Raw genomic sequence first — 24,949 nt, 5'->3', positions numbered from 1 at the left:
CGAGATCCAGCACCACCGCCAGTAGGGGTGTTGATGGGCACATCTCACCGCGTGGGCTCCCCACGGGACGCAGAGCCGTCCGAAACGGCCGGCGCCCGCGAGGTGGAAACCACCTCCTCCGCGATGGGCCCGATCACGACCTTCATCGGTGTGCGTCTCGCTACAGGTGCACATGCGCTTCGTTCGTCAGCTACTTGTCGAGCAGTGACATGTGGTGCTCGTTGTAGCGGTTTCCCGTCACACCGATACGGCTGGCGAGTTCATTGAGATCGGTCAGTTCGTCTGCGGACAGCGGCAGTCGGGTGGCGCCGGTGTTCTCCTCGATGCGGGAAAGGCGCCGTGTGCCGGGGATCGGCACGATCGACGGGTGCTGGGCGAGGAGCCAGGCGAGGGCGACCTGCCCGGGCGTGGCGCCCTTGCTCTGGGCGAGGGTGGCGACGTGGTCCACGAGAGCCTGGTTCGCCACCCGGTTCACCGCGGTGAACCGAGGAATGGTCGTGCGGACGTCGCCGTCCGTGAAGGGCGTCGACGCATCCACCGTCCCGGTCAGGAACCCCTTGCCGAGCGGGCTGAACGGCACGAATCCGATGCCGAGTGCCGCGCACGTCGGCAAAACGTCCGGCTCGGGATCCCGGGTCCACAACGAGTACTCGCTCTGTACTGCCGTCACCGGGTGGACCGAGTGAGCGCTGCGGATGGTCTCCGCACTGGGTTCCGAAAGCCCGAAGCAGCGGACCTTGCCCTCCCGCACGAGATCGCCGACCGTGCCGGCGACGTCTTCGATCGGTACTTCAGGATCTACGCGATGCTGGTAGAAGAGGTCGAGCCTCTCGACCCCGAGCCGATCGAGGGAGGCGTGGGCCACGGCACGGATCTGCTCCGGGCGGCTGTTGAGACCGGCGGGTGCGCCGTCCTCGATGCGGAAGCCGAACTTGGTGGCGATCACCACCTGGTCACGCACCGGAGCGAGAGCCTCTCCGACAAGCTTCTCGTTGACGTAGGGGCCGTACACCTCCGCGGTGTCGAAAAACGTGACCCCGCGGTCGACGGCCCCACGCAGCACGGCGATCATGTCTGAGCGATCACCGGGGTTCGGGCCGTAGCTCTGGGACATGCCCATGGCGCCGAGGCCGATGGCGGAGACCCGAAGGTCGCGCCCGAGCGTTCGTGTGTGCATTTTTCCTCCTTGTTGGATGCCACTGGCGGCCAAGTGCCCGCCGACAGACGGCAGTTGGAGCGTCCGGTGTGGTTCTCGGTGCCCGATTCCGGGTCGAGCGTGTGGCCGAGCCTCGCGGCGTCACCGGTCGCGACGATGACCGGACAAAGGACAAACCTGAGGACGGCGGCGCCGCCGACCTGCCCGGCTGGCCCCGGATTCCGCGCGCGGATCTGCCAAGGCGGCATCGCCTGATCGTCGGGTGGTTGGGGCGGCCGCTCGGCGCCCGGGTGCCAGGCTGACCAACGCTGCGACCTGCGACCTGCGAGCCCGCGAATGCTGACCGCCTGCACCACCCGGGGGACGCGACCCGGTCGCGGGCCGGCGCCGGTCACCCGCCGCGGCGACACCGGTCCGATCACGGCTTCACCGTTCCTTCGTACGGATCATTCAGCGCGCAGGCCCGAGTTCCGGGAACAGGCGTCTCGCGTTGACCGTCGTCAGGGAACGCCACGTGGCCCCTTCCACCGGCGGCCCGGCCGTGTCCATCGAGGCAATGTGGGCGTCCGCGAGCGAGGGAGGCGTCCAGCAGTAGTCGCTGCCGAACAGCACACGGTCCGGATCGACGAGGTTCAGAAGCGCGGGGACCTGGCGCGGAAAGGCTGTGCCCGCCATGTCGTAATAGAGGCCCTGTAGTTGCTGCACCGCATCCGGCGTGAGCTGCTCCTGTGTCGGCAGGAACAGCCTCATGAACTCGTTGATGCGGTCGGCCAGGACGGGAACCGCGCCACCGCAATGCGGAACGATCACCCGCAGGTTCGGGTGACGGGTCAGGACCCCCGCCACCACCAGGTCCGTGACCGTGCGGGCCGTGTCGAAGATGTACTCGACCATCGGCCGTGGCCTGCCGAGTGCGGACCGTTCCCAGCACACCGGTGAGGTGGGGTGAAGGAAGACCACGGCCCGTCGGCGGTCGAGTTCCGAGAAGACCGGGTCGAGATGCTGGTCGCCCAGGTACACACCCTGCGTGTGTGTCAGCAGGGCCACACCGTCGGCGTCGAGTTCGTCGAAGGCGAATCCGATCTCCTCCAGCGCTCCGTCCACGTCCGGCAGGGGGAGCGACGCGAAGGTGCCGAAGCGGCCGGGATGGCTGCGGGGCAACTCGGCGGTGTACTCGTTGACGCGCCGGGCGAGGAGGCGGGCCGCCTTGTCGTCGCCGAAGTGCACGCCCGGAGACGACATGGACAGCATCGCGGTCTCGATGCCGTTGCGGTCCATCAGATCCAGGTGGGCTTCCACGGACCACTCCGGCCAGTCACCCATGCCGTCGGGGTGGGCGTGGCCAGCCGCTGTCGCCTGCCGGACGTAGAAGTCGGGCAGCAGATGGGCGTGGACGTCGATGAGGCCGGGGGACATGGCAGGACGGATCCCTTCCTATGGGCTTGGCGCAGGCCGGGTGTCGGACTCGGCTCACTCCACCTGTTCGCGTCCGGCCAACCGCACCTCTTCGTTGTCCAGGGCGGCCTGGAGCCGGCGCAGCACGGTGTCGTCGATCTGCCGTTCGTCGCGCAGGCGGACGACCGTCGCGCGTTTGTGGGCGATGAGAGCGAGACGGAGGTCGGTGTAGTGGCGGTTGTGGAGCAGGGCCGGATCCTCGTCGGTGCCCGCGCCTCTCGCTCGTACGGTTGCCAGGTGGGCCCCGTACTCCTGGCGCAGCCACTCCGTGACCTTCGGGGTGGTGCCCAGTTCGTCCGCAAGCCGCGGTAGTGCCTCGACGGCCTCCTCGGTCGCCGTGGTCTCGGCGAGGATCTCTTCCTCGTCGATGGAGGTGTCGCGCGGCAGTCGTGCCCAGCGGACCACGCCCGGCAGCAGCAGGCTCTGTACGACGAGAGTGACCACGATGACGCCGGAGGTGACGAAGACGATGAAGTCGCGGTCGGGGAAGGGCGCGCCGGAGTCGAGGGCTTCCGGTACGGAGAGCGCCACGGCGAGCGACACCGCGCCCCGAAAGCCCGCGAACCCGCTGACCGCACGGGCCCGGTGACTGATTCTCAGCTCCCTCTGCCGGGCACGCCGGTCGATGGCGCGGATCAGGTAGGCGGAGGAGAACAGGAACGCGAACCGGACCACGACCAGCACCACGCTGACCACTCCGATCGCGATCAGGGCGTCCTGCAGGTCGGCCCGGCTCAAGTGACGTAGCGCGTACTGGAGTTCCACTCCGACCAGGACGAACAGCGCACTGTTGATGAGGAAAGTGGCAAGCGGCCAGAAGGCCAGCGCCTGCCGACGGTGCTCGGCGCGGATGAGGCTCGGCGCCACCTGGGCCATGATCAGCCCGCTCACGACGACCGCGAGGACTCCGGAGGCGTGGATGAACTCGGCGAGCAGATAGGCCGTGAACGGCGCCAGAATCATCACGAGATTGCCCTGCAGGGGATCGTCCAGGCGCCGTCGCAGGTTCATGTTGATCCAGGCGACCGCCACGCCGACCGCGGCTCCACCGCCGTAGGCCAGGAGGAACAGTGCGCCGACGTGCGGAAGGGTGAGGTCTTCCTCGCCGACGGTGAGACCCACCGCCAGGCCGAAGATGACCAGGGCGGTGCCGTCATTGACGAGGCTTTCGGCACGCAGCACGGTGACCTGACGACGCGGCAGGGAGCGAGCCAGGACACCCACCGCTGTCGCGTCGGTGGGAGCCACGGCCGCGCCCAGCGCCCACGCCGGACCCCACGGCAGTCCGAGCGCGTGCCCGGCCACCGCCACGGCCCATGCGGTCAGGATCACCAGGACCGTACTGAGCAGGACGATGCCGCGCAGGTTCGTACGGATCTCCCGCATGGAGGTGGTGAGGCTCTCCCAGTACAGCAGCACCGGCAGGAAGAGCAGCAGCACCACTTCCGGGGGAAGTTGCGTCTGGCGGACGGCTGGGACCAGCCCCAGAAGGGCACCCACGACCAGCAGCACGACAGGCGGTGCGACACTCAAGCGCTGTGCGACGACCTGGCCCGCAAGCACCGCTGCGCCCAGGAGTACGACGAGTTCAAGACCGAGCACGGCACCTACTCCTGCGTCGGTCGAACTGCCGACGGGAGTTCAGCGGCGTGAACCGGGAATGCCTCGCTCATCTGGAATGTCTGGCTCATCTGGGCACCAGCTTCAGTGTGGTCGTGCGTGCCGCCACCATGGGGTTGACGTACGAGCCACCGAAGCGGCCGTATTTGGTGTGGTACGCGGTGTCGATGCGGTCGTTGATCTCGGTGTCCGGCACCTCGACGAAGGTGACGTCCCTGGCGACGCCGCCGGAACGGATGTGCCCCATGTGGCTCGCGCGAGCCGCGCGCCACCAGCCGCCGTCCGTACCACGGAAGGAGCGGACGTACAGGTCGTCACCGTCGCGGACGACCCAGATCGGCACCGGCCTGCGCAGAATCCCATTGCGCCTGAGCGGCGCCATCTGCAACTCGTCGGCTCCCGCGATGTGGTCGAGCTCGTCGCTCGTCCATGTCGTCATCGGTGTTTCTCCCCTTACCTTGATCCTGCGAGAGCGGGAGGAAGTTCGCACGGTCCTCGGTCGCAGCAAGAAGTTCGTCGCGGCGTTGACGGAGGTCGTCAACGGGCAGGCTTTCGTGCGGGCTGTACGGATGCCGCCGTGGCCCGCCGGCACTGCGCCGAGCACCGTGGCGGGCCGGGGCTACGCGGGCGCGGCGGAGAGGGGTTCACCGAGGTGGGCGCCGCTGATCCGCACGCACCACCACCGCGTTTCATGTCAGGGACGGAGCAGTGCCTTGATGGCGCGGCGCTCGTCCATGGCCTTGTAACCTTCGGCCACCTCGTCCAGGGGCAGGGTGAGGTCGAAGACCTTGCCGGGGTTGATACGGCCGCCGACGACGCGGTCGATGAGGTCGGGAAGGTAAGCGCGCACGGGGGCGGGACCACCACGTAGACCGACGTGGGAAAAGAAGAGCTCCTGACCGTCGATCTGCACGTCGTGCGGCATCCCGACGAAGCCGACGTTGCCGCCGGGGCGGGTGGACTGCAGGGCCTGATGAAGAGACTCCTGGGTGCCGACGCACTCGAGGACGGACTCGGCGCCGATGCCGTTCGTCAGTTCCTTGACGCGGGCGACGCCTTCCTCGCCGCGCTCAGTGACGATGTCGGTCGCGCCGAACTCCAGCGCCAGCTTCTGCCGGGACTCGTGCCGGCTCATGGCGATGATGCGCTCGGCGCCCAGTTCCTTCGCGGCGATGACCCCACACAGGCCCACCGCGCCGTCGCCGACGACCACGGCCGTCGAACCGGGCCTGACCTCGGCCGCCTCGGCGGCGTACCAGCCGGTGCCCATGACGTCGGACAGGGTCAGCAGGCTGGGGATCAGTTCCTCGGCCGGCTGCCCCGGGGTGGCGACCAGGGTGCCGTCGGCGAGGGGGACGCGGACGTACTCGGCCTGGCAGCCGTTGGGGAAGTCCCGGTGCAGACAGGAGGTGTGATAGCCGGCCCGGCAGATCGGGCAGGTGTTGTCGGAGGCGATGAAGGAGCCGATGACGAACTCTCCGGGCTTCACCGTCGATACGTCGCTGCCGACCTCCTCGACGATGCCTACGTACTCGTGGCCGATCGGCTGCGGCTCGGTGACCGGGTTGATGCCCCGGTAGTTCCACAGGTCCGAGCCGCACACGCAGGTGGCGACGGTGCGGATGACCGCGTCCGTGGGCGCCACGATCTTTGGCTCAGGGGAGATCTCCACTCGTACGTCACCGGGCGCGTGAATGATGGTTGCTCGCATGATGCTCTCTCCGGCTTTCGGATCTGTCGACGCGTCAGGGGCGGGAACGGGTGGTGACGCGCCACCGTGCCAGTGCTGCTCATCCGGGATGTGTGGATGACGTCGCCGGGCGGCGGTTCATGAGGTGGGGGGGGAAGCCCGCGATGTGGAGTAGGGGCGACCAGGAGAAAGCTCAGCTCGACTGGGCAGAGCTGTCCACGATCAGACCAGGCTGCGGTCGTGCGGGGACAGACCCGGTCGCTCCCAGATGTCCCCGAACAGGACGGTGTCGGTCACTTCCGCGAGCTTGGGGGCGAATTCCTGGATCGCCGGCGGAGCGAACTTCTTCCGTTCGGGCATGGGTAGTGCTCCTAGCATGTGCCTCAAAGGTGGCGGCCCCGCTTGTGCGGGTGAATGCTCGTCGCGATGCCGTCCTGGTCGCCGACCACGTCATCGACCCTGCCGCCGTCGCGCGAGCCCGCAAAGGGGAGAGTTCCATCCTGGGCACGACTTATCCAGGGACAAATCCGTACCCCCCCTCGTCAGGACCGGCCGGCGCGAGACGCGCAATCGTGACCAGCTACTCACATCTGAATGAGCTGGGAGAATTGTCTGACGGGAGTACTCACCTGACGGTGTCGGACGCGGCTGACTTCTGGTCGGGGGCCCATGAGGCCAGCAGCCGCAGCGCGTCGTGGGACGGGGAACCGGGTTCGGCGTTCCAGACGATGATGTGCTGCTCGGGGTCCGTGCCGCACGTCAGCGTGTTCCAGTCGAGCGTCAGCTCGCCCACCACCGGGTGACGAAGCTTCTTCGTACCCTTGTCCCGCATCGCGACGTCATGTTCCGTCCACCACTGACGGAACTGCGCGTCGCGCGCGGAGAGTTCCTCGACCAGAGCGGCTAGGCGCGGTTCGCCGGGATAGCGCGCGCTCTCCATGCGCAAGTGAGCGATGGCCAGCCGGGTGACCTCCTCCCAGTCCGCGTAGAGCTCGCGCATCCATGGTTCGGTGAACAGCAGCCGGAGGAACACACGCTCCTGCTCCGGATAGCGCCCGAAGTCGGTCCACACCGCGGCGGCGAGCTGGTTCCAGCCCAGGATGTCGGTCCGCCGGCCGATGACGAAGGCCGGAGTGGCGGTGAGATCGTCCAGCATGCGCTGCAACTGCGTATCCACCTGCTGTCGGTCGCCCGAGGCCGACGGGCGCACCGTCTGCTTGGCCGCGAGCTCGGCAAGGTAGATTCGCTGGGCTTCGTTCAGACGGAGCACCTGGGAGATCTCGTCCAGGAGGGGAGCAGATGCCTGGAGACGGCCCTGCTCTATCCGCGTGTAGTACTCGGTGCTGATCGCAGCGAGAAGAGCCACCTCCTCACGACGCAGACCGCGCACACGCCGTCTCTCTCCGCCACGGAGTCCCACGTCGGAAGGGCTGAGCTCGGCACGACGCGCTTTGAGGAACTCACCCAGCTCGTTCAAATGAGGATCGCGGGTCACGTACTCAGCCTCGCACAGAATCCAGCCGCTGTGAGAGGCGAGAAAAAAATCATCGCCCACTTCCGCTTGGCCTGCGGATGAGAATCACGCTTTCCACAGAACTCGGATGCCGGGTACGCACCACGGTGCGTACTCGACTGCCGATAAAGAGGACAGCTGTTGCGTCAGCCCGTCAGCGCAGTGCCTTGACCAGCTCCTGAGCCAGCGGAACCGCCGAGACCGGGTTCTGGCCGGTGTACAGGGTGCGGTCCACTTCGACGTGCGGGGTGAACGGGTCGGCCTCACGGTAGTCCGCTCCGAGCTCGCTGACGAGGCGGTCCTGGAGCAGCCACTTCGCGCGGTCCGCCAGTCCGTTCTGCTGCTCCTCGGCGTTGGAGAGGCCGGTCAGCCGGTAGCCGGCGTACGGGGAGGTGCCGTCCGGACCGATGGTGGCCAGCAGCGCGGCGGGGCCGTGACACACCAGGGACACCGGCTTGCCCGAGGTGATCCAGTCGGTGAGCAGCTTGCCGGATGCGGCGTCGCCGGGCAGGTCCTCCATCGGGCCCCAGCCACCGGGGTAGAAGACGGCTTCGTAGTCGTCGATGGTGACGTCCTCGATGCGCATCGGGTGTGCCAGTTCGGTCGCCTCGCGCAGCGCGGTCCGCATGCGCTCCGCGCCTTCCTCGCCGTTGTTGAAGTCGGGGCTGAGGCTGAGAACGTCGACTGTCGGCGGTACACCGCCGGGTGTGGCGGCGGCGATCTGATATCCGGCCTCCTTGAAGATCTGGTAGGGGCCGAGGGCTTCCTCGGCCCAGAAGCCAGTGGGCTGGCGGGTGCCGTCGGCCAGTGTCCAGTGGTCGGCGGCTGTGATCACGAAGAGGATCTTCGTCACGGAGGTCTCCTGGTGGTGGTCTCAGCCCGCGAGGGCTTCCTGGAGGACGTGACTGTCGGCGGCCTGCCGCATGCTCACGGCCTTGCCGTCGCGGACGGTCCACAGGTGGATGAAGCGGACGTCGGCCTTGTTCCCGGTTTTGGTCTCGGCGTGGTAATGCCCGTACACGAAGACGTGGCCCTCGTCGTCCGCGTAGAACTCCTCGGGCACCGCGCCGAAGGACTCGTAGTTCGGCATCATCTTTCCGAAGAAGTCCTTCCCCGCGCTGTCCCAGCCGTGGTACACGCCGCTGTTCGGGAAGCCGGGGGTGATGTCCCAGACGAGGTTCGGCGCCATGACCTCCGCGGTGACCTCTGGCGCCATCCCGGATTCGTACAGGCAGCGGATGAGGGCGAGGTGTGGGGAGTCGGACATGCTGTACTCCTTGCGGGGGGGGGCGACCAACTGTGTCCACTGGTGCGATGGCGACTGCGGACAGCCGGACGGCACATGGTGATGCGGCTCCTCGAATGTCTTGCTCGGTGCGCGACCAAGCCTTGCACCGGAAGTGCGCGCTGTGAGGGGGAGGAAAATGTCCCCTCCCTATCACTCTCCGGGGCCGGTGACATCTCAAGAACTGGCGGATCCTCACCAAGCCGATTTCTGAAGGGGGGGGAGGAATTTTCCCGGGATGAATTCTTCCCTGTCCAGGGGTGGCCGACCTCGCGATCGTTCTGCGCCGCCGACGCACGAGCCGTGTGGTCAGGTCGCTCACATCTCCACGGAATCCAAGGCAATGGACGGATACATGTGAGGCTCCTGGTCGAGGGCAGCGCCGTGGGACCGTAGACCCAGTCCATGAGTGTTCGGGACGTACGGCCTCGTAGGCGGCGCCTGTCAGCCGACCGGCTCAGGCGTTGCGCACCGCCTTGCTCACCTGGTCGAGCAGCGTTCGCAATTGCGCGCTTTCTTCCGGTCCGAGGCCCTCGGTGATGTGGTGCTCGATGTCGGCGATCACCTGGTCGGCCGCGCGCAGTGCTTCCCGTCCGGCGTCGGTGAGGTGCAGTTCCTGCACGTGCCGGTGGCGCGGGTGCTCCCGCCTCTCCAGCTGCCCGCGGCCCTCCAGGCGTGCCACCAGCGAGGCGACGGCCTGGGGGGTCACGTTGAGGCGCCGGGCCAACTCGGCGCCGGCCAGCCCTGGTTCGCTGTGCACCGACATCAGCAGGGTGTAGTGCGCGGCTGCCATGCCCAGCGGGCGTAGCCGCTGTTCCTTGAGTGTCTGCACCGCCAGTTCCGCGCGGCGCAGTGCCCAGGTCACCCGGTCGAGCGCGCCGGACCCGACAGGCTCCTCGTCATTACGTGTCACCTGCCAAGGGTACGACACTTCATGAGCATCAAGCGTTTGACACACCGCTAATGCTTGAGTCATGCTCGGGGTATGACTCGCACGATCGCTCTCATCACCGGCGCTTCCTCCGGCATCGGCGCCGAATACGCCCGTCTGCTGGCGGAGGACCACGACCTCGTCCTGGTGGCGCGCCGCGCGGACCGGCTCGGCGGCTACGCAGGGGAGCTCCGTGCCCGGGGTGCGGCTGTGGAGGTGCTGCCCGCTGATCTCGGCACCCACGAGGGCATCGCCGCTGTCGCCGGTCGCCTCGCCGCAGGGGACGTGCGCCTGCTGGTCAGCAATGCCGGTGCCGGCGGCTACGCCCCGCTCGTCGATGTCGACCCCGCCGACGTCGACCGACTGCTCACTCTCAACGCCGTGGCCCCCGTGCAGCTGGCCCGTGCCGCGCTTCCCGGAATGCTCGCCGCCGCGGAAGGCACGATCGTCACGGTGGCGTCGCTGCTGGCCTTCAGCGGGGGCCTCGAGGATCCTCGCGCACCCCGACGCACTCTCTATGCGGCGGCGAAGGCCGCCACCGTCGCCTTCACCCGGACCCTCGCAGGTGAACTCGCCGACACGCCCATCCGTACGCAAGTGCTGCTGCCCGGCGTCGTGGCCACGGAGTGGAACGAAGGCGTGGGCCGCGACATCCCCTGGGCGATGACCCCGCAGGACGTCGCCTCGGCCAGCCTTGCCGGACTGCGCCTGGGGGAGACCGTGTGCGCCCTTGGTTTGGAGGACCAAGCCGCAGCCCTCGACGCCTTGCTGGCCGCGGAATCCGCTCTGGTCACCGGCGGGAACCAGCCCACCCCGGCGGCTCGCTACCGCGGCCCGCAGGCGTAGCCGCGGACGCCTCCTCGGCGCCGTTCCCGCCCCGGCCGCGGCCCCGGCCGCCTTCCGACGGTGCGCCACGTCCGTCCGCCGAGGGAGCTTCCGGATATGCGGCAACCAGTGCCCCACTGCCGAATATTCGGCACGGCACGCGTTCTCCATGATCTCGTCCGCGCAGTCCTTCGTGTCCGCCCGCGACGACTGCAGTCCAACGGCCGCTCGTGCCGAAGACCACGTCCGCCATCTGCCCTCACCCACGGGCGCGGCTCATGCCGGCGGGCGTAAGAAAGTCAGGGGAAGACCTATGACCGACAACATTCCGACGATCACACGTGACGGCGTCACCGGATACGACGCGACCGAGATCGTCACCATCGACCAGGCCACCGGAACCGAGTTCGCGCGCTACCCCGTGGCCGGCAAGGAAGAGGCGGCCGCGGCCGTCTCCGCCGCCCGCTCGGTCACCGGGGCCTGGTGGGACCTCGGCTTCGAGGGCCGCGCGGAGCGGCTGCGCGCGTGGCGGCGGCAGATAGCTTCGAGCGGTGAGGAGGGCGCCGCACTCATTCACGCCGAGAACGGCAAGCCCCTCGACGACGCCCGCGTGGAGGTGCTCGGGACTCTCGAGCACCTGCAGTACGCCGCTGACAACGCCGCGCGCGTCCTGGGGCGCCGGGACGTTCCGGCCAGCCCCACCACGCCCAACCAGCGTGCGTGGGTCGAGTACCAGCCCTACGGCGTGGTCGGCGTCATAGGGCCGTGGAACTTTCCCCTGCTCACCCCTGCGGCCATCCTCGCCGACGCCCTCGCGGCCGGGAACGCCGTCGTCCTCAAGCCCAGCCAGATCACGCCCGGCGTCGCTGAATGGCTGATCCGAACCTGGCAGCGTGCCGTTCCGGACCTGCCGACGGTTCTGCAGAACCTGAACGGCTACGGGGCCACGGGGCAGGCACTCATCGACGCCGGCCTCGACAAGCTCGCGTTCACGGGCAGCGTCGCCACGGGCAGGATGGTGGCCGGCCAATGTGCTCAGACCTTGACCCCCGTTCTGCTGGAACTCGGCGGCAAGGACGGCGTCATCGTCGCCGAGGACGCCGACCTGGACGAAGCAGCCGCTCACATCGTGTGGGGCGCCATGCAGAACACCGGGCACGGTTGCATCAGTCTCGAAGTGGCCTACGTCGTCGAGTCGGTGCACGAGGCATTCGTCCAGAAGATCAGCGAGCTTGCCGGGCAGGTACGCGTCGGCAGCGACGAGGATGCGGAGATCGGGCCGGTCCCGCTGCCGAGCCAGACCTCGATCATCCGGGAACACATCCAGGATGCTCTGGAGCGCGGCGCGACAGCCACCGTCGGCGGCCCCGACGCGGTGGGTGACCGCTATGTCGCGCCCACCATCCTGGTCGGAGTGGCCCCCGACGCCCTCGCGGCGACGGAGGAGACGTTCGGGCCGACGCTGGCGGTCATCGAGGTCGCCGACGCCGATGAGGCCGTCGCCCACATCAACGCCGGCCGCTACGGACTGGGCAGCGCCGTCTTCAGCCGCGACCACGGCGAAGCCATTGCCCGACGCCTTCGCGTGGGAATGACCAGTATCAACGACGCACTGGTGTTCTCCATGAATCCTGCGGTGCCTTTCGGCGGCCGCGGCGACAGCGGTTACGGGCGCAAGCAGGGGGAGGAGGGACTGCGGGAGTTCGCCTACGCGCACTCCTTCACCGCCAAGACCGGCCCCGCCCGGTTCTCCGCCTCGACCTTCGGCAGGCCGCAGGGGGCCATGGCGGGGGCCCTCGCCGGCGTCCGGAACAGGATCCTGGCGGAGAGCGGCGAGACGTCGGACTGAGTCGACTCACGGGCGCCGACGGACGTTCCGGACCGAGCCCGGTGCGCCGTCCGCCTCTCCAGGAGGCAGGCCATCGACCGGCCCTGCACCCGGGTTCGAGACGTCGCACCGTCTTGGATCCGGGTACCGGACGTCACACTGAGGTCGAGGCGCACGCTCCTCGCGCTGAACGCGCCGCTTCTTCCCCGGCAGGAGATCTCCTAGGACTCCTCGCCGGAAGCCGGTGGTCACAGCACTCCTTCCTCCTGAGCAGGGCGGGGCCTGCCGGGTGTCTACACTCACGTGAGATGTGGTGAACTCATGGGAGGAGTCGGGATGCCGCGGAACCGCCAACAGATCCCCCGGGAGGAGCGCACGGGTGATCTGCTAGCCGCGGCCACCGAGCTCTTTCTCTCGAAGGGCTACGCCAAGACCACGATGGCGGACATCAGTGCCGCCGCCGGCGTGGCCCGGGGCAACGTCTATTGGTACTTCGATTCCAAGGACCACATCTTCGCCGCCGTCATGAACCGCATGCTCAGTCGCGAGATCCGCATCCTCAACGAGGAGCAGGCCGGTGCCGACCCGCTGAGCCGCCTGGTGCGCGGGCTGTCCGACATGCGCTATTCCCGGCCTCTGCACCAGGCCATGCACGACCGGCTTCCTCATTCGGAGGCAGTCCGCGAGGCCCACGACACCTTCCTGAACTGGATCGTGGGACTGGTCGACGAGCTCATGGCCGAGCGCGGCCTCGATCACGCCCCCGGCGTCGATGCCGCGCTCGTCCGCGATGCCGCGGTCGCCGTGTTCGAAGGGGCGAATGTGCCCAACGACCGGAACAGGCCGGCGCACGAGATGATCCGGCTTCTGATGGATTCCGTCCTGGCCGCGAGTTCGGGGGCCAAGGGGCGGGAGCGCTGAGAGCGGTATCTCAGATGAGGTGGCTCCCGACTCCCGCTGATACCGCCCGCGCCTCACCGGGCGCTTTCGCCTCCGGAAGCGCAACCGTTGCCCCGCGCAGCATGTCGAGCACGGCGACGGGATCCTCGGGCGCTTGACGGCCCCGCCAGCCGACGTGGCCGTCCGGGCGGACGAGTACGAGCGGCCGCTCGTACAGCTCCGCGGCCGCCGGGTCGGCCAGGCGCAGCACCGTCAACGGCACACCGCACCGGCGGGCGGTCTTCACCAGAGGCGTCGGGTCCGCGGAACCCGAGACCACGAGCGTGAACCCGCGCCCGAAGTGGTCGAGCACCGAACTGCCGTCGGGCAGCCGGACGTGCGGTGCGCGGCAGCCGGGCCACGTCGACGGGACGTACTCGTCAGGCTCGTCGGGCGGCTCCGGGCTGCCGTCCGGCACGCAGATCGGTGAGCCGCTGTAGCGGTATCCGAGCTGAACGCCCGTGCAACGGAACTCCTTCGCCCGGGACCGGCGGATCTCCTCGCCCATCTCACGTCGGAGCCGTTCGCCTTCCGCGTCCATACGGTCGAGCACGGGATCGGGGGCGAGCTGCGCGTCGGCCCTCCAGTTGCTGGAGGCTTCCGTGACGTTGCGGACGGCGATCGGCCGCCGCTCCTGTTCGTAGCTGTCCAGGAGCGCCGGGCCTCCCCATCCTTGGAGCGTCGCGGCGAGCTTCCAGCCGAGGTCCACGGCGTCACCGATGCCGGTGTTGGCGCCGAAGCCCCCCTTGGGCCACAGCAGGTGCGCCGCGTCGCCCGCGAGGAACACCCGCCCCTCACGGTAGGTGCGGGCCACGACGCAGTGTCCGCTCCAAGGCTGCGCTGCGAGGATCTCCACGTCGATCGGCGCACCGGCGGCCTCGCGTATCCAGGCGACCGCGTCGTCGGGGTCGGGCTCCTGGTCCAGGTAGACCGAGAGCCGCCATTCGTCGACGCCGTTGACGACCGTGATGTAAGGCCTGCGCGCCGACGACAAGGTGTGGATCTGCACCGCGGGACCGCCCAGCCGCTCTCGCAGCAGGTCCATCAGCTGCGGCGCACGGAAGTGCACGGCGAAGTTGTGTCCCTGGGCGAACATGCCCTCGAACTCGATGCCGAGTGCCCGACGTACGCCGCTGCGGCCTCCGTCACAGGCCACCAGGTACGTGCCGGCCAGCGTCTCGGTGGCGCCGCTCGCCACGTCGCGCACCACGGCCAGGACACCCTCGGAGTCCTGCTCCATCGTCTCCAGGCGGGTGCCGTACCTGATCTCGACTCCTGGCAGTTCACCGGCCGTGCGTGCGAGCAACGGCACGAAGGAGAACTTGGACAGGAACGCCGGACCCTCCGGCGTCAGCGGGGTGTACACGCCCGAAGACCGGTTGGTGACCCCGTAGTCGAACTCGGTGAGGACGCGCCCGGTGGCGGAGGTGGCGAACACCGTGCGGTGCGGGTAGTCCGGGGGCGGTGCCGACTCCGTGCGGGCCTCTTCCGCGCAACCCCAGCGGCGAAGGTGCTCCATGGTGCGGGAAAAGATCGCCTCGCCTGCTGGAAAGGGCACGCGGCCGTCGCCCTGATCGATCACGGTGACCGGTACACCACGCCACCCCAACTCGGTCGCGAGGGCAAGGCCCACGGGCCCCGCTCCCACGACCAGGACGCGCCGGGATCCGGCTCTCTCGTGCTGGTCAGACATAGAAGATCTGCCTTCCTGAGCAAGGGTCGGACCGCTCATGGCCCCACCTCTTGAACCGGGGTCAGAGTCGCACGCGCATGCCGCTGCACGGAAGACCTGGGAAAATACAAGACTTTTGACGGATCATGTGCGGTGCTACGCTCATCTTCGGTTCAAGAGACAGGCAGTTCCGCCGTACCGGCGGCAAGTGGCGAATCACGCGCTCTACCTCAAGGCCGTCGCGCCCCACCGTTTGACGGGCAAGGAGGCCCCACGATGACGACGACCCCCCAGACCGAGACCGAGACCGAGACCGGGACAGGGGCCGGCGGAACCCAAGCCGTCGCGTTGCAGCTCTCCGAGCTCGTGCTCAAGACCGGCCGCTACGACGGCATGTCCGCCTTCTACACGCACGTACTGGGACACGGCCCGTTCTACGAGCGGACCCCGGATCCCGACGCTCCGCCGCGTCCCGCGGGGATGCCCGAGCGAGCGGTCGACGTCCGGCTGGGCTTCTTCCGTGTGCATGACTCCCCGCACAGCCAGGTCCTCGCGCTGTTCGGCATCGACAGCCTGATCGGGACCGACGCCTCCGGGCCGGGCCTGCATCACTTCCAGTTCGGCGTCGGCACTCTGGGCGACCTCATCTCCCAGCACGAACACATGGCCTCCATCGGCGTGCGCCCGCACCGTGCCGCCAACCACGGCCAGGCCACCAGCTTCTACTACCGCGACCCGGACGGGAACATCGTCGAGTTCTCGTGCGCCAACTTCGCCACCACCGAGGAGGAGGTGGCCTTCATGTCCGGGCCCGTCTTCGCGGCGAACCCTTCGGGCCTGGAGCTCGACCCCGATCGCTTCGTCGCCCATTACCGTGCCGGTGCCCCCGAGAGCGAGTTGCTGCGCCTCGACAACCAGGCGGTGGCCCTGTGACAACGCCGGCCTGCGTCGGGCACAAGCAGGGACGCTTCCTGCAGTCCGGTACCGAGGCCCGCATCGAGATCGAGGGCATCGGCTCCCTTGTCAACATCTGCGCCTGACGGACCGGGCGCGTCGGAGGCGGCATTCCGGCCGGAGGAATGGCGCCTTCACCACTCGACTCCGGCGGCCCGCACAGGAGGCAACGAAGTGAGCACGGAAATGAAGAACGGATTCGGTGGCGGAGACCCATGGGAGTACATCCAGCCGTGGGACGAGGAGCGTTTCGGGCCGGAGATCCACGACGTCACCCTGCGGGCGAAATGGGAAATGGCCATGGCCATCGCCGGTGGCCTGCCGTACATCTGGCAGGAGCTGGCCCGGCCGATCTCCGAGATCGTCTACGGTCTGCTCGAACTCCGCCCCGGAGACCGGGTTCTGCTCATCGGTGAGGGCATCGCGCCCTCCGGTTGGGTCGAGGACATGCGGGCCCTGGTGGGACCGGAGGGCGTCATCGACACCGTGGAGATCATCAAGGACGGACGGAACGCCGTCCTGGGCAAGGTCCCCGGCCGCAACGGCCAGATCGGCTGCTGGCGCTGGTCGTACACGGACTCGGTGGACGACGAGGCATACGACTGCGTCGCCGTGCTGCAGGCGACACAACACTGTGACGACTGGCACGAGACGGCCGCGGACCTGCTACGCGTGATGAAGCCCGGCCGGCGCATCGTGCTGGCCGAATCGGTCTTGAAGGGAGCGACGTTCTCCTCCCGTATCAACTCCGACGTCCACCTTCGGCAGTGGTTCGACAAACTCTTCGCACACGTCCCCGTGGACGACATTCCCTACTACTCCGGAGAGCAGATCCGCGAGGCGTTCGGAGACAAGGTCGACAGCCCTCAGCTGATGGAATGGAAGGGCATCGAGATGTACTGGGGCCGAAAGAAGTGAGCACTGCCACGGGCTCCAGGCAACAGGCTGCGAGACACATTCCCTCCGCGTCACCCGAGTCGATCCACTCATTTCCCCAAGGACAAGGAGGTCCCCGTGAGTGTCGTTGAAGACGTCATGGTCCTGGGCTCCGACCATCCGTTGCGCAACGTCGTCCGCGACGAGCACCTGCTGCTCTCGCCGCCCCATCCCCCGAAGGTGCCCGTCAAGCTGTGGGAGGAGCACCCGCCGCTGACCGTGGTGCACTACCCGCAGCAGTACGAGCCGGAGGCATTCGCCCCGCCGCGCGGCGTCTACGAGAACGACGAGATCCGCGTGGAGTGGCAGAAACTCGACGGTCGGCAGCCGTTCTACCACCGCAACTGCGACGTCGACGAGATCTCCTACCAGATCGGCGGCGAGCGGACCCTGATGTCCGAACTCGGCGTGATCGAGTTCCAGCCCGGCGATTTCTCCCGTATCCCGCGCGGCGTCGCCCACGACAACTTCGGCCGCGAGGACAGCCACCTGCTGTTCTACATCCCCGCGCCGGTCACCGAGTTGGCGCCGGCCCAGCGGGAGTCCGGGGCCCTGTTCCCGCCGTTCCCCGGCTGGCAGCCCGGCGAGGCCAACGAGGCGATCACCCAGTGCATGGCCGCGCTCGGTCACGACATCACCGTCTTCGGGGTCGACGAACAGCTCCTGCTCGAGCAGGTGCACCAGGAGGACCGGCGGATGGCGGTGCTGCGGGCCGATCCCGGTCAGGACGTCACCTGGCTGTACACGACCGATCGCATCCGCCTCGGCATGGTCACCACCACTCCTGGCGGGCAGCGCCGCTATCGGCGCACCCTCGACGCCGACGAGATCCAGTACCAGGCCCACGGCCACCGCACGCTGATCACCCAGCGGGGCGTCGTCGACCTCGAGCCGGGCGACCTCGTGCGCATCCCGCTCGGCATCTCCCACGCCAGTGTCGCGACCGAGCCCGGCGGCTACGTCAGTCTCCTCTCGCACCAGGAACTGCCCCAGGTCGCCAAGACCACGCGTACAGCGGATGCCTACACCCACGAACGCCTTGTGGAGGTCCGCTGATGGCCACGATGCTCGCCCTGCGAGCGCACCAGGGCGCCGAAGCACTCGTCCTGGAGGAGGTGCCCGTCCCCGAGCCGGGTCCGCTCGACGTGGTCGTGAAGGTCGCTTCCGCCGGCCTGGCACCGGGCATCACGCGCCTGCTTCGGATGGGAGCGCTCAAGCACCTGCCCACCACACTCGGCCACGAGGCCGCAGGCGTCATCTCCGCCGTCGGCCGGGACGTCACGGGCCACGCGGTCGGCAACCGGGTGCGGGTCCACCCTCTGCTGAACTGCCGTGAGTGCGACTACTGCCGTACCGACCGGGACATGATGTGCGCCCAGCAGGCCATGCTCGGCCACGCCGCTTTCGGCGATGGCCCGATGCCCCTGTACGAGCAGTACCACGACGGCGGACTCGCGGAGTACGTCCGTGTCCCGCACTGGCTGATCGATTCCCTGCCGGACTCCGTCGGCTTCGATGTCGCGGCCAAGGTCCAGGATCTGGCCAACGCCGTGCGCGCACTCAAGTGCGCCGACCTTCAGGAACGGGCCACTCTCGTGGTCACCGCCGCGACCGGCACCATGGGAACCGCGACGGTCAAACTCGCGGAGCACTTCGGAGTCGCCCGTCTGATCCTCGTCGGCCGCGACACCGAGCGTCTCCACCGCGTCGCCGGGCTCGCCGGCGACATACCGGCCAGTGTCGTCGCACTCGACGAACTCCCCGAGAACTGGCCGACCGACGGCACCCTCACCCGTCGGCTGCGCGAGCTGGCACCCGAGGGAGCCCATGCCGTCATCGACTTCATCCCGGAGGGACCCGCCCTCAGCCAGACCATGGCGGGCATGGCCACCGGCGGCACACTCGTGCACATGGGCGGCAACTCCACCCCGCTGGCGCTGCCCCCCATCGCCCTGATGATGCATTGCTGGCGCTTCGTCGCCACTCGCGCCTACACCCGCCGGGACGCAACAGATGTCCTGCGCCTGCTCGAGACGGGCACCCTCACCGCCGACGAGCTCATCACCCATCGGTTCCCGCTCACCGAAGCGCTCAAGGCCATGGACGCGATACAGCAACGAGTCGACGACCCCATGTGGATGACCGTGATCAACCCCTGACCCGACGCACACGCGCGTCACGGCTCCGCGGAGTCACCTCGGAACAGCGAGAGGAAACCGGGAAAGTGTCCGAGTCAGAAGCCGTACGCAGCCGGGAGCAGCCCCTGATCGCGGTGATCGGGGCGGCAGGGCTCTGCGGTACGTACGTGCTGGAGGCCGCGCTGCGGGCCCCATTCCGGGTCCGGGCCGTGGTGCACGGCCCGTCAGGGCGGGAACGAGTGGCTGCCCTGGGCGTGGACGACATCGTCGAGGCCGATCTGGAGGAGCCGGACGCCGTCCGTCAGGCGCTGATGAACGCCGACTTCGTGTTCATGATCCCGCCGGCGTTCCACCCGGAGGAAGACGTGCTCGCGATCAGGGCGCTCGAGGCGGCTGAGCACGAGGGCGCGCGCCGGTTCGTGTACCTGTCCGTCCTCCACCCCCACACCCCTGAGCTGCGGCACCACCTGCGCAAGGCGAACGCCGAGGCCGCCGTGCGGGCCTCGCGGCTGAACTGGACGGTTCTCCAGCCCTCGATGTTCGCGCAGATCGTCCTGTCGACGTGGGGGAGGGCCCCGGCCGGGCACGTGAACGTGCCGTTCGACGTCCACAACGAGTTCTCGTTCATCGACTTGCGTGACCTCGGGGAAGTCGCTGTCAAGGTGCTCTCCGAGCGAGGCCACGACTCGGCGACCTATGAACTCGCGGGACCTGCCCTCACGTTGGCGGAGGCGGTGCGCTTCGCCGGGCGTGCACGAGGAGTGGATCTGGAGGCGAGGACGGTGGACTGGGCGGACGCACCGCTCCCGCCGGGCGTTGCCGACTCTGCGTCCCGGGCCTCCGACATGCGCGCCATGTGGCAGGGCTATGACCGGCACGGCCTGCGTGGCAACAGCAACGTCCTGCGGATGCTGCTCGGCCGCGAACCCGCGTCCTTCGAGGAAGCGGCAGTCGCGTTCGCCGCGCGAAGTTGACCCCGCTCGTTCGTCGACGGGCCGACACATCGCGGTGCCCGCGCCCGGATCGCGCTCTCGGGGCCCAGGTCTCGACGCGGCCGCCCGCAGCATCGCCGAGCCATTCTTGGCAGCGGAGCCGGCGGCTCCGCTGCAGGGGTCTCCCGTCCTGTCCGGGGCGACGGACGCAGGCCCTCCGCCGCACGCCGGGCCTCATGGAGCCGCCTGCGCCTCGCCCAGGACCCCGGCAATCACCCGCGCACCCTCAAGGGAGAGTGGACATGCCCGACGACCGTCCGTTCCAAGCCGTGACTCCGCCCGCCGAACCCCCCACCAAACCTCCCGTCGAGGCCACCCGGCGAAGATTCATCGCCGCGACCGCCGCTGCCTCAGGAGCCGCCGTGGTCGGCGGTCTGGTCGCGGAGCAGCCCGCGCTCGCCGCCGAGGCGGCGCCCGGCAGCCGTGCTTCCGCCAAGGTCGGCGGCTCAAAGGACCATCGGAACGCCAAGAAGGAGAAAGACATGCGCATCGTGGCTGTGGAAGAGGCGTTCTCCGTTCCTGGAGCCGTCCGGCAGGAGGAAGCGATCCGGCAGCGCATGGCAGTGCCGGAGGCGATCAAGCAGGAGTGGTTCCGTCGCCTGGACGATCTGACCGAGCTGCGGCTGGCGGACATGGACGCCAACGGCGTCGATGTCCAGGTCCTCTCGTATTCCACGCCGGGCGTGGAAGTGATCGAGGATCCCGCGGAGGCCGTGGCGGCCGCGCGGCACATCAACGACTGTCTCGCCAAGGCGGTCGCCGCACATCCGAAACGGTTCGCGGGCTTTGCCACCCTTCCGATGCAGGACCCCAAGGCCGCGGTCGTGGAGCTGCGCCGGGCGGTGCAGGAGCTCGGGTTCAAGGGTGTGCTGTACAACGACCATGTGCGGGGGCACTACCTGGACGAGCCGCAGTTCAGGCCGGTATGGGCCGAGCTGGAGCGCCTCGGTGTGACGCTGTATCTGCATCCGGCTGTTGTGCCGGCGGACAACTGGCGGGTCTTCGACGGGTATCCCGTACTGGTCGGGCCGTCCTGGGGCTGGACCGCGACGGTGGGTGCCCATGCGCTCCGGCTGATCTACGGCGGTGTGTTCGACCAGTTCCCGGGCGCCTCGGTGATGTTGGGGCACATGGGCGAGCTGCTGCCGTTCCAGATGGCCCGCCTCGACAGCCGCTACGACCAGGTGCCTGCCGAGCACAGGGTGCAGCACCTGCCCTCGTACTACCTGCGGAACAACGTGTACGTCACCACCAGCGGAGTCATGTCGCATGCCGCGCTGCTGGGAGCCGTCCATGCCGTCGGCGTCGACCGGGTGCTGTTCTCCATCGACTACCCGTTCGAGTCCAGCGCCGAGGCGGTGGGGTTCCTGCGTTCCGCACCGTACGCGCCGGCCGACCTCGCACGCATCGCGCACGGCAACGCCGAGCGCGTTCTGGTTCTGTGAACGACCGACAGCCTGCGTAGTGGACTTGACGGTGGCGTGCGCCGCAGTCGTTCACAGTCCCTGCCCGATGTCCCGCACGGCCGCCAGCAGAGGCTGGGACAGTTCCGTGAGCCGTGCGCGGGTGCAGCGGACGGACGGAGCCGCCACGGCCACGGCGGCCACGACGGTGCCGGCGTGGTCACGCACGCAGGCGCCGACGGCGTGCACTCCGCGCTCGCTCTCCTGGAGGTTGAGGGCGTAGCCGTGGCGGCGCACGGACACCAGCTCGTTCACCAGGCTCTCGAAGTCCTTCGGAGATTTGGCCCCGTCCTCGGGGAGTCCGTTGGGGTAGAGGGCCCGGAGCCGGTCCGCCGGCAGTGCCGCGAGCATGGCCTTGCCGCCCGAGGTCGCTTGGGCGGGCAGGAGTGTGCCGGTGCGGTAGCTGACGCGCAGCGCCTGGGGGCCCTCGACGCCGTCCAGGAAACGGGCTCCGTTGCCCTCGAGCACCATCAGATGGGTCGTCTCCCGGACGGCGTCCGCCAGTCGTCGCAGGTGGGGGTGGGCGATGGTGATCAGGTCCGGGGGAGGGGCCGCATGGCTTCCCCTGATCGCCCGCAGAGCCGGCCCCGGCCGGTACACCTTGTGGCGGTCCTGCACGGCGAATCCCTCGAAGACGAGCATCGCGAGGATCCGGTGCGCGGTCGAACGCGCGACGCCCAGCCGGTCCGCGACGTCCATCACCCGAAGCTCGTCGAGTTCGTGCAGGAGCCGGACGACGCGCAGGGCGTTGCCGGCGGCGCTCACCGGATACGAGGGGCTGGGCGAAGGACTGGTCGGATTCTCCATAGAGGAATCCTACCCTTCAATGATTCCGGTGAGGGGAAACAGTGGCGTAGCGTCCGGAACAGCGCGGACTGAAGCGCGCTTCTTCTGGCGGTCGCCGGACACACGACGTGGAGGTTTCCGTGACCGATACCACCAGCGAACAGACCGAGCGCAAGCTGCTCGACGAGCTGTACGCGGACTTCGAGGACGCGGGCCTGATCCCGCTGTGGACCCAGGTGGACGGCCTCATGCCGATGTCGCCGCAGCCTGCCGCGATCCCGCACCTGTGGCGGTGGGCTCAGCTGCTGCCCATCGCACAGCGCTCCGGAGAGCTCGTGCCGGTGGGGCGTGGCGGAGAGCGCCGCGCCATGGCCCTGTCCAACCCCGGCCTGCCGGGCCTCCCTTACGCCACCCCGACCCTGTGGACCGCGATCCAGTACCTGGGGCCGCGCGAGGTCGCTCCCTCGCACCGGCACAGCCAGGGAGCCTTCCGGTTCGTGGTCGAAGGCGAGGGCGTCTGGACCAACGTCGACGGGGACGCGGTCGCTATGCGGCGCGGCGACCTGCTGCTCACGCCGAGCTGGGCCTTCCACGAGCACCAGAACGTCACCGACCAGCCCATGGCCTGGCTCGACGGCCTCGACATCCCGCTCGTCTCCCAACTGGACGCCGGCTTCTTCGAGTTCGGCCCCGACGAGCTCTCCACCCGCGAAACCCCGGAGCGCTCGCGCGGCGAACGACTGTGGGGACACCCCGGACTGCGCCCGATCGGCCAACCCGAGCGGCGCAACTCCCCGCTGGGCGCCTACCGCTGGGAGCACACCGACGCGGCCCTGACCGCTCAGCTGGAGCTGGAGGACGAAGGCGTACCCGGTGTGATCGAGCCCGGCCACGCCGGAGTCCGCTTCTCCAACCCCACCACCGGCAACGACGCCCTGGTCACGATGCGCACCGAGATGCGCCGACTGCGGGCCGGCGCACAGACCGTCCCGGTGCGCTCGGTCGGCTCCGCGGTCTGGCAGGTGTTCGACGGCGAGGCGGTCGCCCACGTCGGCGACAAGGTTTTCGAGATCGCCAAGGGCGACCTGTTCGTCGTCCCGTCCTGGTGCGAGGTCTCGCTGTCCGCCCGTACCCAGGTCGACCTGTTCCGTTTCAGCGACGAGCCCGTCTACGAGGCGCTCGGCCTCGCCCGTACCTCCCGAGGAGATCAGAAGTGAAGCTCGCCACCATCCGGGTCAACGGCGCCACGCGCGCCGTCCGCATCGATGACGTCAGGGCGGTGGACCTGGGCGAGAGCGACCTGGTGGCCTTTCTGCGCCACAGTGACTGGGCGACGCGTGCCGCGGACTCCGATGGCGAAACGTACGAGGGCGCCCTGGACTACGCCCCCGTCGTCGTCGCGCCGGAGAAGGTCGTGTGCGTCGGCCTCAACTACCGCACGCACATTCTGGAGATGGGCCGCGAACTCCCCTCGCACCCCACGCTGTTCTCCAAGTTCGCGCGGGCGCTGGTCGGCGCGTACGACGACGTGACCCTGCCCGCTGCGTCCGCGCAGATGGACTGGGAGGCCGAGCTCGGCGTCGTCATCGGTGCCGAGGTCCGGCATGCCGACCTGGCGCAGGCGCGGGCAGCGATCGCCGGGTACACCGTGCTCAACGACGTCACCGCCCGCGACTGGCAGTACCGCACGACCCAGTGGGACCAGGGCAAGACCTTCGAGGCCACCACCCCCATCGGGCCGTGGCTGGTCACCGCCGACGATCCCGCGGTCTCCGCCCAGGGCCTGAGCCTGACCTGTGAAGTCGACGGCGACACGGTCCAGAAGGCCGACACCGGCGACCTCGTCTTCGATCCGGCCACGCTGGTCGCGTACCTGTCCGAGATCATCACCCTCGTGCCCGGCGACGTGATCGCCACCGGTACTCCGGGCGGTGTCGGCCACGCCCGCAAGCCCGCCCGCTATCTGCAGGACGGCACGCGCCTCGTCACCCGCATCGAGGGGATCGGCGAGTGCCGCAACATCTGCCGCCGGGAGGCGCGGTGAGCGCACGCCCGGCCGCGATGCTGGAACGGGCCGCCAAGGGCACGGCGGCCTTCGAGGCCGCCGTGCACCGGCTGACCGACCCGGGGTTCACCAGGCCCTCGTACCTGCCGGGCTGGAGCAGGGCCCACGTCGCCGCCCATGTCGCCCGCAACGCCGACGCCCTCGGCAACCTGCTGACCTGGGCGCGCACGGGCACCGAGACCCCGATGTACGCGAATGCCGACCAACGTGCACGCGAGATCGAGGAAGGCGCTCGGCGCCGCCCCGAAGATCTCCGTGCGGAGCTGCTCGCAGCCGACGCCCGCCTCGCCGTAGGACTTGCCGCACTGCCTGACGAGTGCTGGGCGGCGACTGTGCGCACCGCACGAGGTCGTGAGGTGCCCGTCTTTCAGGTGCCCTGGATGCGGGTGCGTGAGGTGTGGGTCCACGTCGTCGACCTGAACATCGACACCAGCTTCGACGACGTCCCGCAGGACGTGTGCGTGGCCCTCGTCGACGACGTGGCCGCCTCCTTCCGGGGCCGACCCGACTGTCCCGCTGTCCGGCTGCGGTCCGAGGACGGCGCTCACAGCTGGCTTCTGGGCGAGTCGGCAGCCGCCGAGCCGGTCGTGGTCAGTGGTGACCTTCCCAGCCTGGCCGCCTATGCGACCGGGCGCCCCGTCCCCGGCCCCCTGTACCCGACCGGCGGGGGAACCCCGCCGAAACTGCCCGCGTGGCTGTGA

Annotated in this window: 24 protein-coding genes and 1 pseudogene; 13 read left to right on the top strand and 12 right to left on the bottom strand. The window is 68.9% G+C overall.

Annotated elements, in window-relative coordinates:
* Positions 1–190: 190 nt before the first annotated feature.
* The 10 genes and pseudogenes from OHU35_RS02210 to OHU35_RS02165 all read right to left on the bottom strand — a co-directional run bounded on the left by OHU35_RS02210 (position 191) and on the right by OHU35_RS02165 (position 9,632).
* Positions 191–1,177, bottom strand: a complete 987-nt coding sequence (locus OHU35_RS02210) for an aldo/keto reductase (protein ID WP_405504369.1) — start codon at positions 1,175–1,177, stop codon at positions 191–193.
* A gap of 429 nt (positions 1,178–1,606) precedes the next feature.
* The gene (locus OHU35_RS02205) at positions 1,607–2,572 is read right to left on the bottom strand and encodes an amidohydrolase family protein (RefSeq protein WP_189725283.1); all 966 of its coding nucleotides are present in this window, start codon (positions 2,570–2,572) and stop codon (positions 1,607–1,609) included.
* A 54-nt stretch (positions 2,573–2,626) separates the two neighbouring features.
* On the bottom strand, positions 2,627–4,213 hold the full coding sequence (locus OHU35_RS02200) for a Na+/H+ antiporter (protein WP_405504367.1): 1,587 nt from the start codon (positions 4,211–4,213) through the stop codon (positions 2,627–2,629).
* Positions 4,214–4,298: 85 nt separating this feature from the next.
* Positions 4,299–4,670, bottom strand: coding sequence for a DUF2255 family protein (locus OHU35_RS02195; RefSeq protein WP_405504365.1), 372 nt, complete (start codon positions 4,668–4,670; stop codon positions 4,299–4,301).
* A gap of 255 nt (positions 4,671–4,925) precedes the next feature.
* Positions 4,926–5,942, bottom strand: coding sequence for a zinc-dependent alcohol dehydrogenase family protein (locus OHU35_RS02190; protein WP_189725286.1), 1,017 nt, complete (start codon positions 5,940–5,942; stop codon positions 4,926–4,928).
* Between the two features lie 204 nt (positions 5,943–6,146).
* A pseudogene (locus OHU35_RS02185) lies at positions 6,147–6,281 on the bottom strand (carboxymuconolactone decarboxylase family protein); the annotation flags it as partial.
* Between the two features lie 265 nt (positions 6,282–6,546).
* Complete coding sequence (locus tag OHU35_RS02180) at positions 6,547–7,416, bottom strand: helix-turn-helix domain-containing protein (protein ID WP_189725287.1); 870 nt, start codon at positions 7,414–7,416, stop codon at positions 6,547–6,549.
* A gap of 172 nt (positions 7,417–7,588) precedes the next feature.
* Positions 7,589–8,287, bottom strand: a complete 699-nt coding sequence (locus OHU35_RS02175; RefSeq protein ID WP_359894595.1) for a type 1 glutamine amidotransferase domain-containing protein — start codon at positions 8,285–8,287, stop codon at positions 7,589–7,591.
* 21 nt (positions 8,288–8,308) lie between these two features.
* Positions 8,309–8,701: a nuclear transport factor 2 family protein gene (locus tag OHU35_RS02170; protein WP_189725288.1), complete on the bottom strand. Its 393-nt coding sequence runs from the start codon at positions 8,699–8,701 to the stop codon at positions 8,309–8,311.
* A gap of 475 nt (positions 8,702–9,176) precedes the next feature.
* The gene (locus OHU35_RS02165) at positions 9,177–9,632 is read right to left on the bottom strand and encodes a MarR family winged helix-turn-helix transcriptional regulator (protein ID WP_405504363.1); all 456 of its coding nucleotides are present in this window, start codon (positions 9,630–9,632) and stop codon (positions 9,177–9,179) included.
* Positions 9,633–9,704: 72 nt separating this feature from the next.
* Here OHU35_RS02165 and OHU35_RS02160 point away from each other — a divergent pair, with 72 nt between their 5' ends.
* From OHU35_RS02160 to OHU35_RS02150, 3 genes are all read left to right on the top strand, one after another.
* A complete protein-coding gene (locus tag OHU35_RS02160) occupies positions 9,705–10,496 on the top strand; it encodes an SDR family NAD(P)-dependent oxidoreductase (RefSeq protein WP_405504361.1) in 792 nt (263 codons plus the stop codon).
* 292 nt (positions 10,497–10,788) lie between these two features.
* Positions 10,789–12,324, top strand: coding sequence for an aldehyde dehydrogenase family protein (locus OHU35_RS02155; RefSeq protein ID WP_189725291.1), 1,536 nt, complete (start codon positions 10,789–10,791; stop codon positions 12,322–12,324).
* Between the two features lie 315 nt (positions 12,325–12,639).
* Positions 12,640–13,224, top strand: coding sequence for a TetR/AcrR family transcriptional regulator (locus OHU35_RS02150; RefSeq protein WP_189725292.1), 585 nt, complete (start codon positions 12,640–12,642; stop codon positions 13,222–13,224).
* Positions 13,225–13,234: 10 nt separating this feature from the next.
* Here the strand turns inward: OHU35_RS02150 and OHU35_RS02145 are convergent, their stop codons facing one another.
* Positions 13,235–14,935, bottom strand: coding sequence for an FAD-dependent monooxygenase (locus tag OHU35_RS02145; protein WP_405504360.1), 1,701 nt, complete (start codon positions 14,933–14,935; stop codon positions 13,235–13,237).
* 255 nt (positions 14,936–15,190) lie between these two features.
* Between OHU35_RS02145 and OHU35_RS02140 the strand changes: the two genes are divergently transcribed.
* From OHU35_RS02140 to OHU35_RS02110, 7 genes are all read left to right on the top strand, one after another.
* A complete protein-coding gene (locus tag OHU35_RS02140) occupies positions 15,191–15,847 on the top strand; it encodes a VOC family protein (protein WP_189725293.1) in 657 nt (218 codons plus the stop codon).
* The gene (locus OHU35_RS02135; RefSeq protein WP_229873030.1) at positions 15,844–15,954 is read left to right on the top strand and encodes a fumarylacetoacetate hydrolase family protein; all 111 of its coding nucleotides are present in this window, start codon (positions 15,844–15,846) and stop codon (positions 15,952–15,954) included. The genes OHU35_RS02140 and OHU35_RS02135 overlap by 4 nt, the downstream gene beginning before the upstream one ends.
* Positions 15,955–16,042: 88 nt before the next feature.
* Positions 16,043–16,786 carry a hypothetical protein gene (locus OHU35_RS02130; protein WP_359894583.1) on the top strand — a complete coding sequence of 248 codons (744 nt, stop codon included), beginning with the start codon at positions 16,043–16,045 and terminating at the stop codon, positions 16,784–16,786.
* Between the two features lie 96 nt (positions 16,787–16,882).
* Entirely contained in the window at positions 16,883–17,860 is a 978-nt protein-coding gene (locus OHU35_RS02125) for a hypothetical protein (RefSeq protein WP_405504357.1), read from the top strand.
* The gene (locus OHU35_RS02120; RefSeq protein ID WP_189725295.1) at positions 17,860–18,963 is read left to right on the top strand and encodes a zinc-binding dehydrogenase; all 1,104 of its coding nucleotides are present in this window, start codon (positions 17,860–17,862) and stop codon (positions 18,961–18,963) included. The genes OHU35_RS02125 and OHU35_RS02120 overlap by 1 nt, the downstream gene beginning before the upstream one ends.
* A gap of 65 nt (positions 18,964–19,028) precedes the next feature.
* Positions 19,029–19,916: an SDR family oxidoreductase gene (locus tag OHU35_RS02115; protein ID WP_405504355.1), complete on the top strand. Its 888-nt coding sequence runs from the start codon at positions 19,029–19,031 to the stop codon at positions 19,914–19,916.
* Between the two features lie 260 nt (positions 19,917–20,176).
* Positions 20,177–21,379, top strand: a complete 1,203-nt coding sequence (locus OHU35_RS02110; protein ID WP_405504353.1) for an amidohydrolase family protein — start codon at positions 20,177–20,179, stop codon at positions 21,377–21,379.
* A gap of 51 nt (positions 21,380–21,430) precedes the next feature.
* On the opposite strand, the gene OHU35_RS02105 is transcribed toward OHU35_RS02110, so the two are convergent.
* Positions 21,431–22,204: an IclR family transcriptional regulator gene (locus OHU35_RS02105; RefSeq protein ID WP_405504351.1), complete on the bottom strand. Its 774-nt coding sequence runs from the start codon at positions 22,202–22,204 to the stop codon at positions 21,431–21,433.
* 119 nt (positions 22,205–22,323) lie between these two features.
* On the opposite strand from OHU35_RS02105, the gene OHU35_RS02100 reads away from it, so the two are divergent.
* The 3 genes from OHU35_RS02100 to OHU35_RS02090 are packed head-to-tail and all read left to right on the top strand — an operon-like array spanning position 22,324 to position 24,949.
* Positions 22,324–23,400 (top strand): cupin domain-containing protein, encoded by a 1,077-nt coding sequence (locus tag OHU35_RS02100; RefSeq protein WP_189725296.1) that lies wholly within the window; start codon positions 22,324–22,326, stop codon positions 23,398–23,400.
* Positions 23,397–24,227: a fumarylacetoacetate hydrolase family protein gene (locus tag OHU35_RS02095; protein WP_189725297.1), complete on the top strand. Its 831-nt coding sequence runs from the start codon at positions 23,397–23,399 to the stop codon at positions 24,225–24,227. Before OHU35_RS02100 ends, OHU35_RS02095 begins: the two co-directional genes overlap by 4 nt.
* The gene (locus OHU35_RS02090; protein ID WP_189725298.1) at positions 24,224–24,949 is read left to right on the top strand and encodes a maleylpyruvate isomerase family mycothiol-dependent enzyme; all 726 of its coding nucleotides are present in this window, start codon (positions 24,224–24,226) and stop codon (positions 24,947–24,949) included. The genes OHU35_RS02095 and OHU35_RS02090 overlap by 4 nt, the downstream gene beginning before the upstream one ends.

The sequence above is a fragment of the Streptomyces purpurascens genome (assembly GCF_045040895.1).
Classification (GTDB): domain Bacteria; phylum Actinomycetota; class Actinomycetes; order Streptomycetales; family Streptomycetaceae; genus Streptomyces; species Streptomyces purpurascens.
Note: the sequence above shows the minus strand (reverse complement) of the source record. Positions and strands in the feature narration are given on the sequence as shown.

Excerpts from the sequence above, each read along its gene's own strand:
- OHU35_RS02210 (WP_405504369.1), bottom strand. The coding sequence starts at position 1,177 with ATGCACACACGAACGCTCGGGCGCGACCTTCGGGTCTCCGCCATCGGC.
- OHU35_RS02205 (WP_189725283.1), bottom strand. The coding sequence starts at position 2,572 with ATGTCCCCCGGCCTCATCGACGTCCACGCCCATCTGCTGCCCGACTTC.
- OHU35_RS02195 (WP_405504365.1), bottom strand. The coding sequence starts at position 4,670 with ATGACGACATGGACGAGCGACGAGCTCGACCACATCGCGGGAGCCGAC.
- OHU35_RS02190 (WP_189725286.1), bottom strand. The coding sequence starts at position 5,942 with ATGCGAGCAACCATCATTCACGCGCCCGGTGACGTACGAGTGGAGATC.
- OHU35_RS02170 (WP_189725288.1), bottom strand. The coding sequence starts at position 8,701 with ATGTCCGACTCCCCACACCTCGCCCTCATCCGCTGCCTGTACGAATCC.
- OHU35_RS02160 (WP_405504361.1), top strand. The coding sequence starts at position 9,705 with ATGACTCGCACGATCGCTCTCATCACCGGCGCTTCCTCCGGCATCGGC.
- OHU35_RS02155 (WP_189725291.1), top strand. The coding sequence starts at position 10,789 with ATGACCGACAACATTCCGACGATCACACGTGACGGCGTCACCGGATAC.
- OHU35_RS02150 (WP_189725292.1), top strand. The coding sequence starts at position 12,640 with ATGCCGCGGAACCGCCAACAGATCCCCCGGGAGGAGCGCACGGGTGAT.
- OHU35_RS02145 (WP_405504360.1), bottom strand. The coding sequence starts at position 14,935 with ATGTCTGACCAGCACGAGAGAGCCGGATCCCGGCGCGTCCTGGTCGTG.
- OHU35_RS02140 (WP_189725293.1), top strand. The coding sequence starts at position 15,191 with ATGACGACGACCCCCCAGACCGAGACCGAGACCGAGACCGGGACAGGG.
- OHU35_RS02120 (WP_189725295.1), top strand. The coding sequence starts at position 17,860 with ATGGCCACGATGCTCGCCCTGCGAGCGCACCAGGGCGCCGAAGCACTC.
- OHU35_RS02110 (WP_405504353.1), top strand. The coding sequence starts at position 20,177 with ATGCCCGACGACCGTCCGTTCCAAGCCGTGACTCCGCCCGCCGAACCC.
- OHU35_RS02105 (WP_405504351.1), bottom strand. The coding sequence starts at position 22,204 with ATGGAGAATCCGACCAGTCCTTCGCCCAGCCCCTCGTATCCGGTGAGC.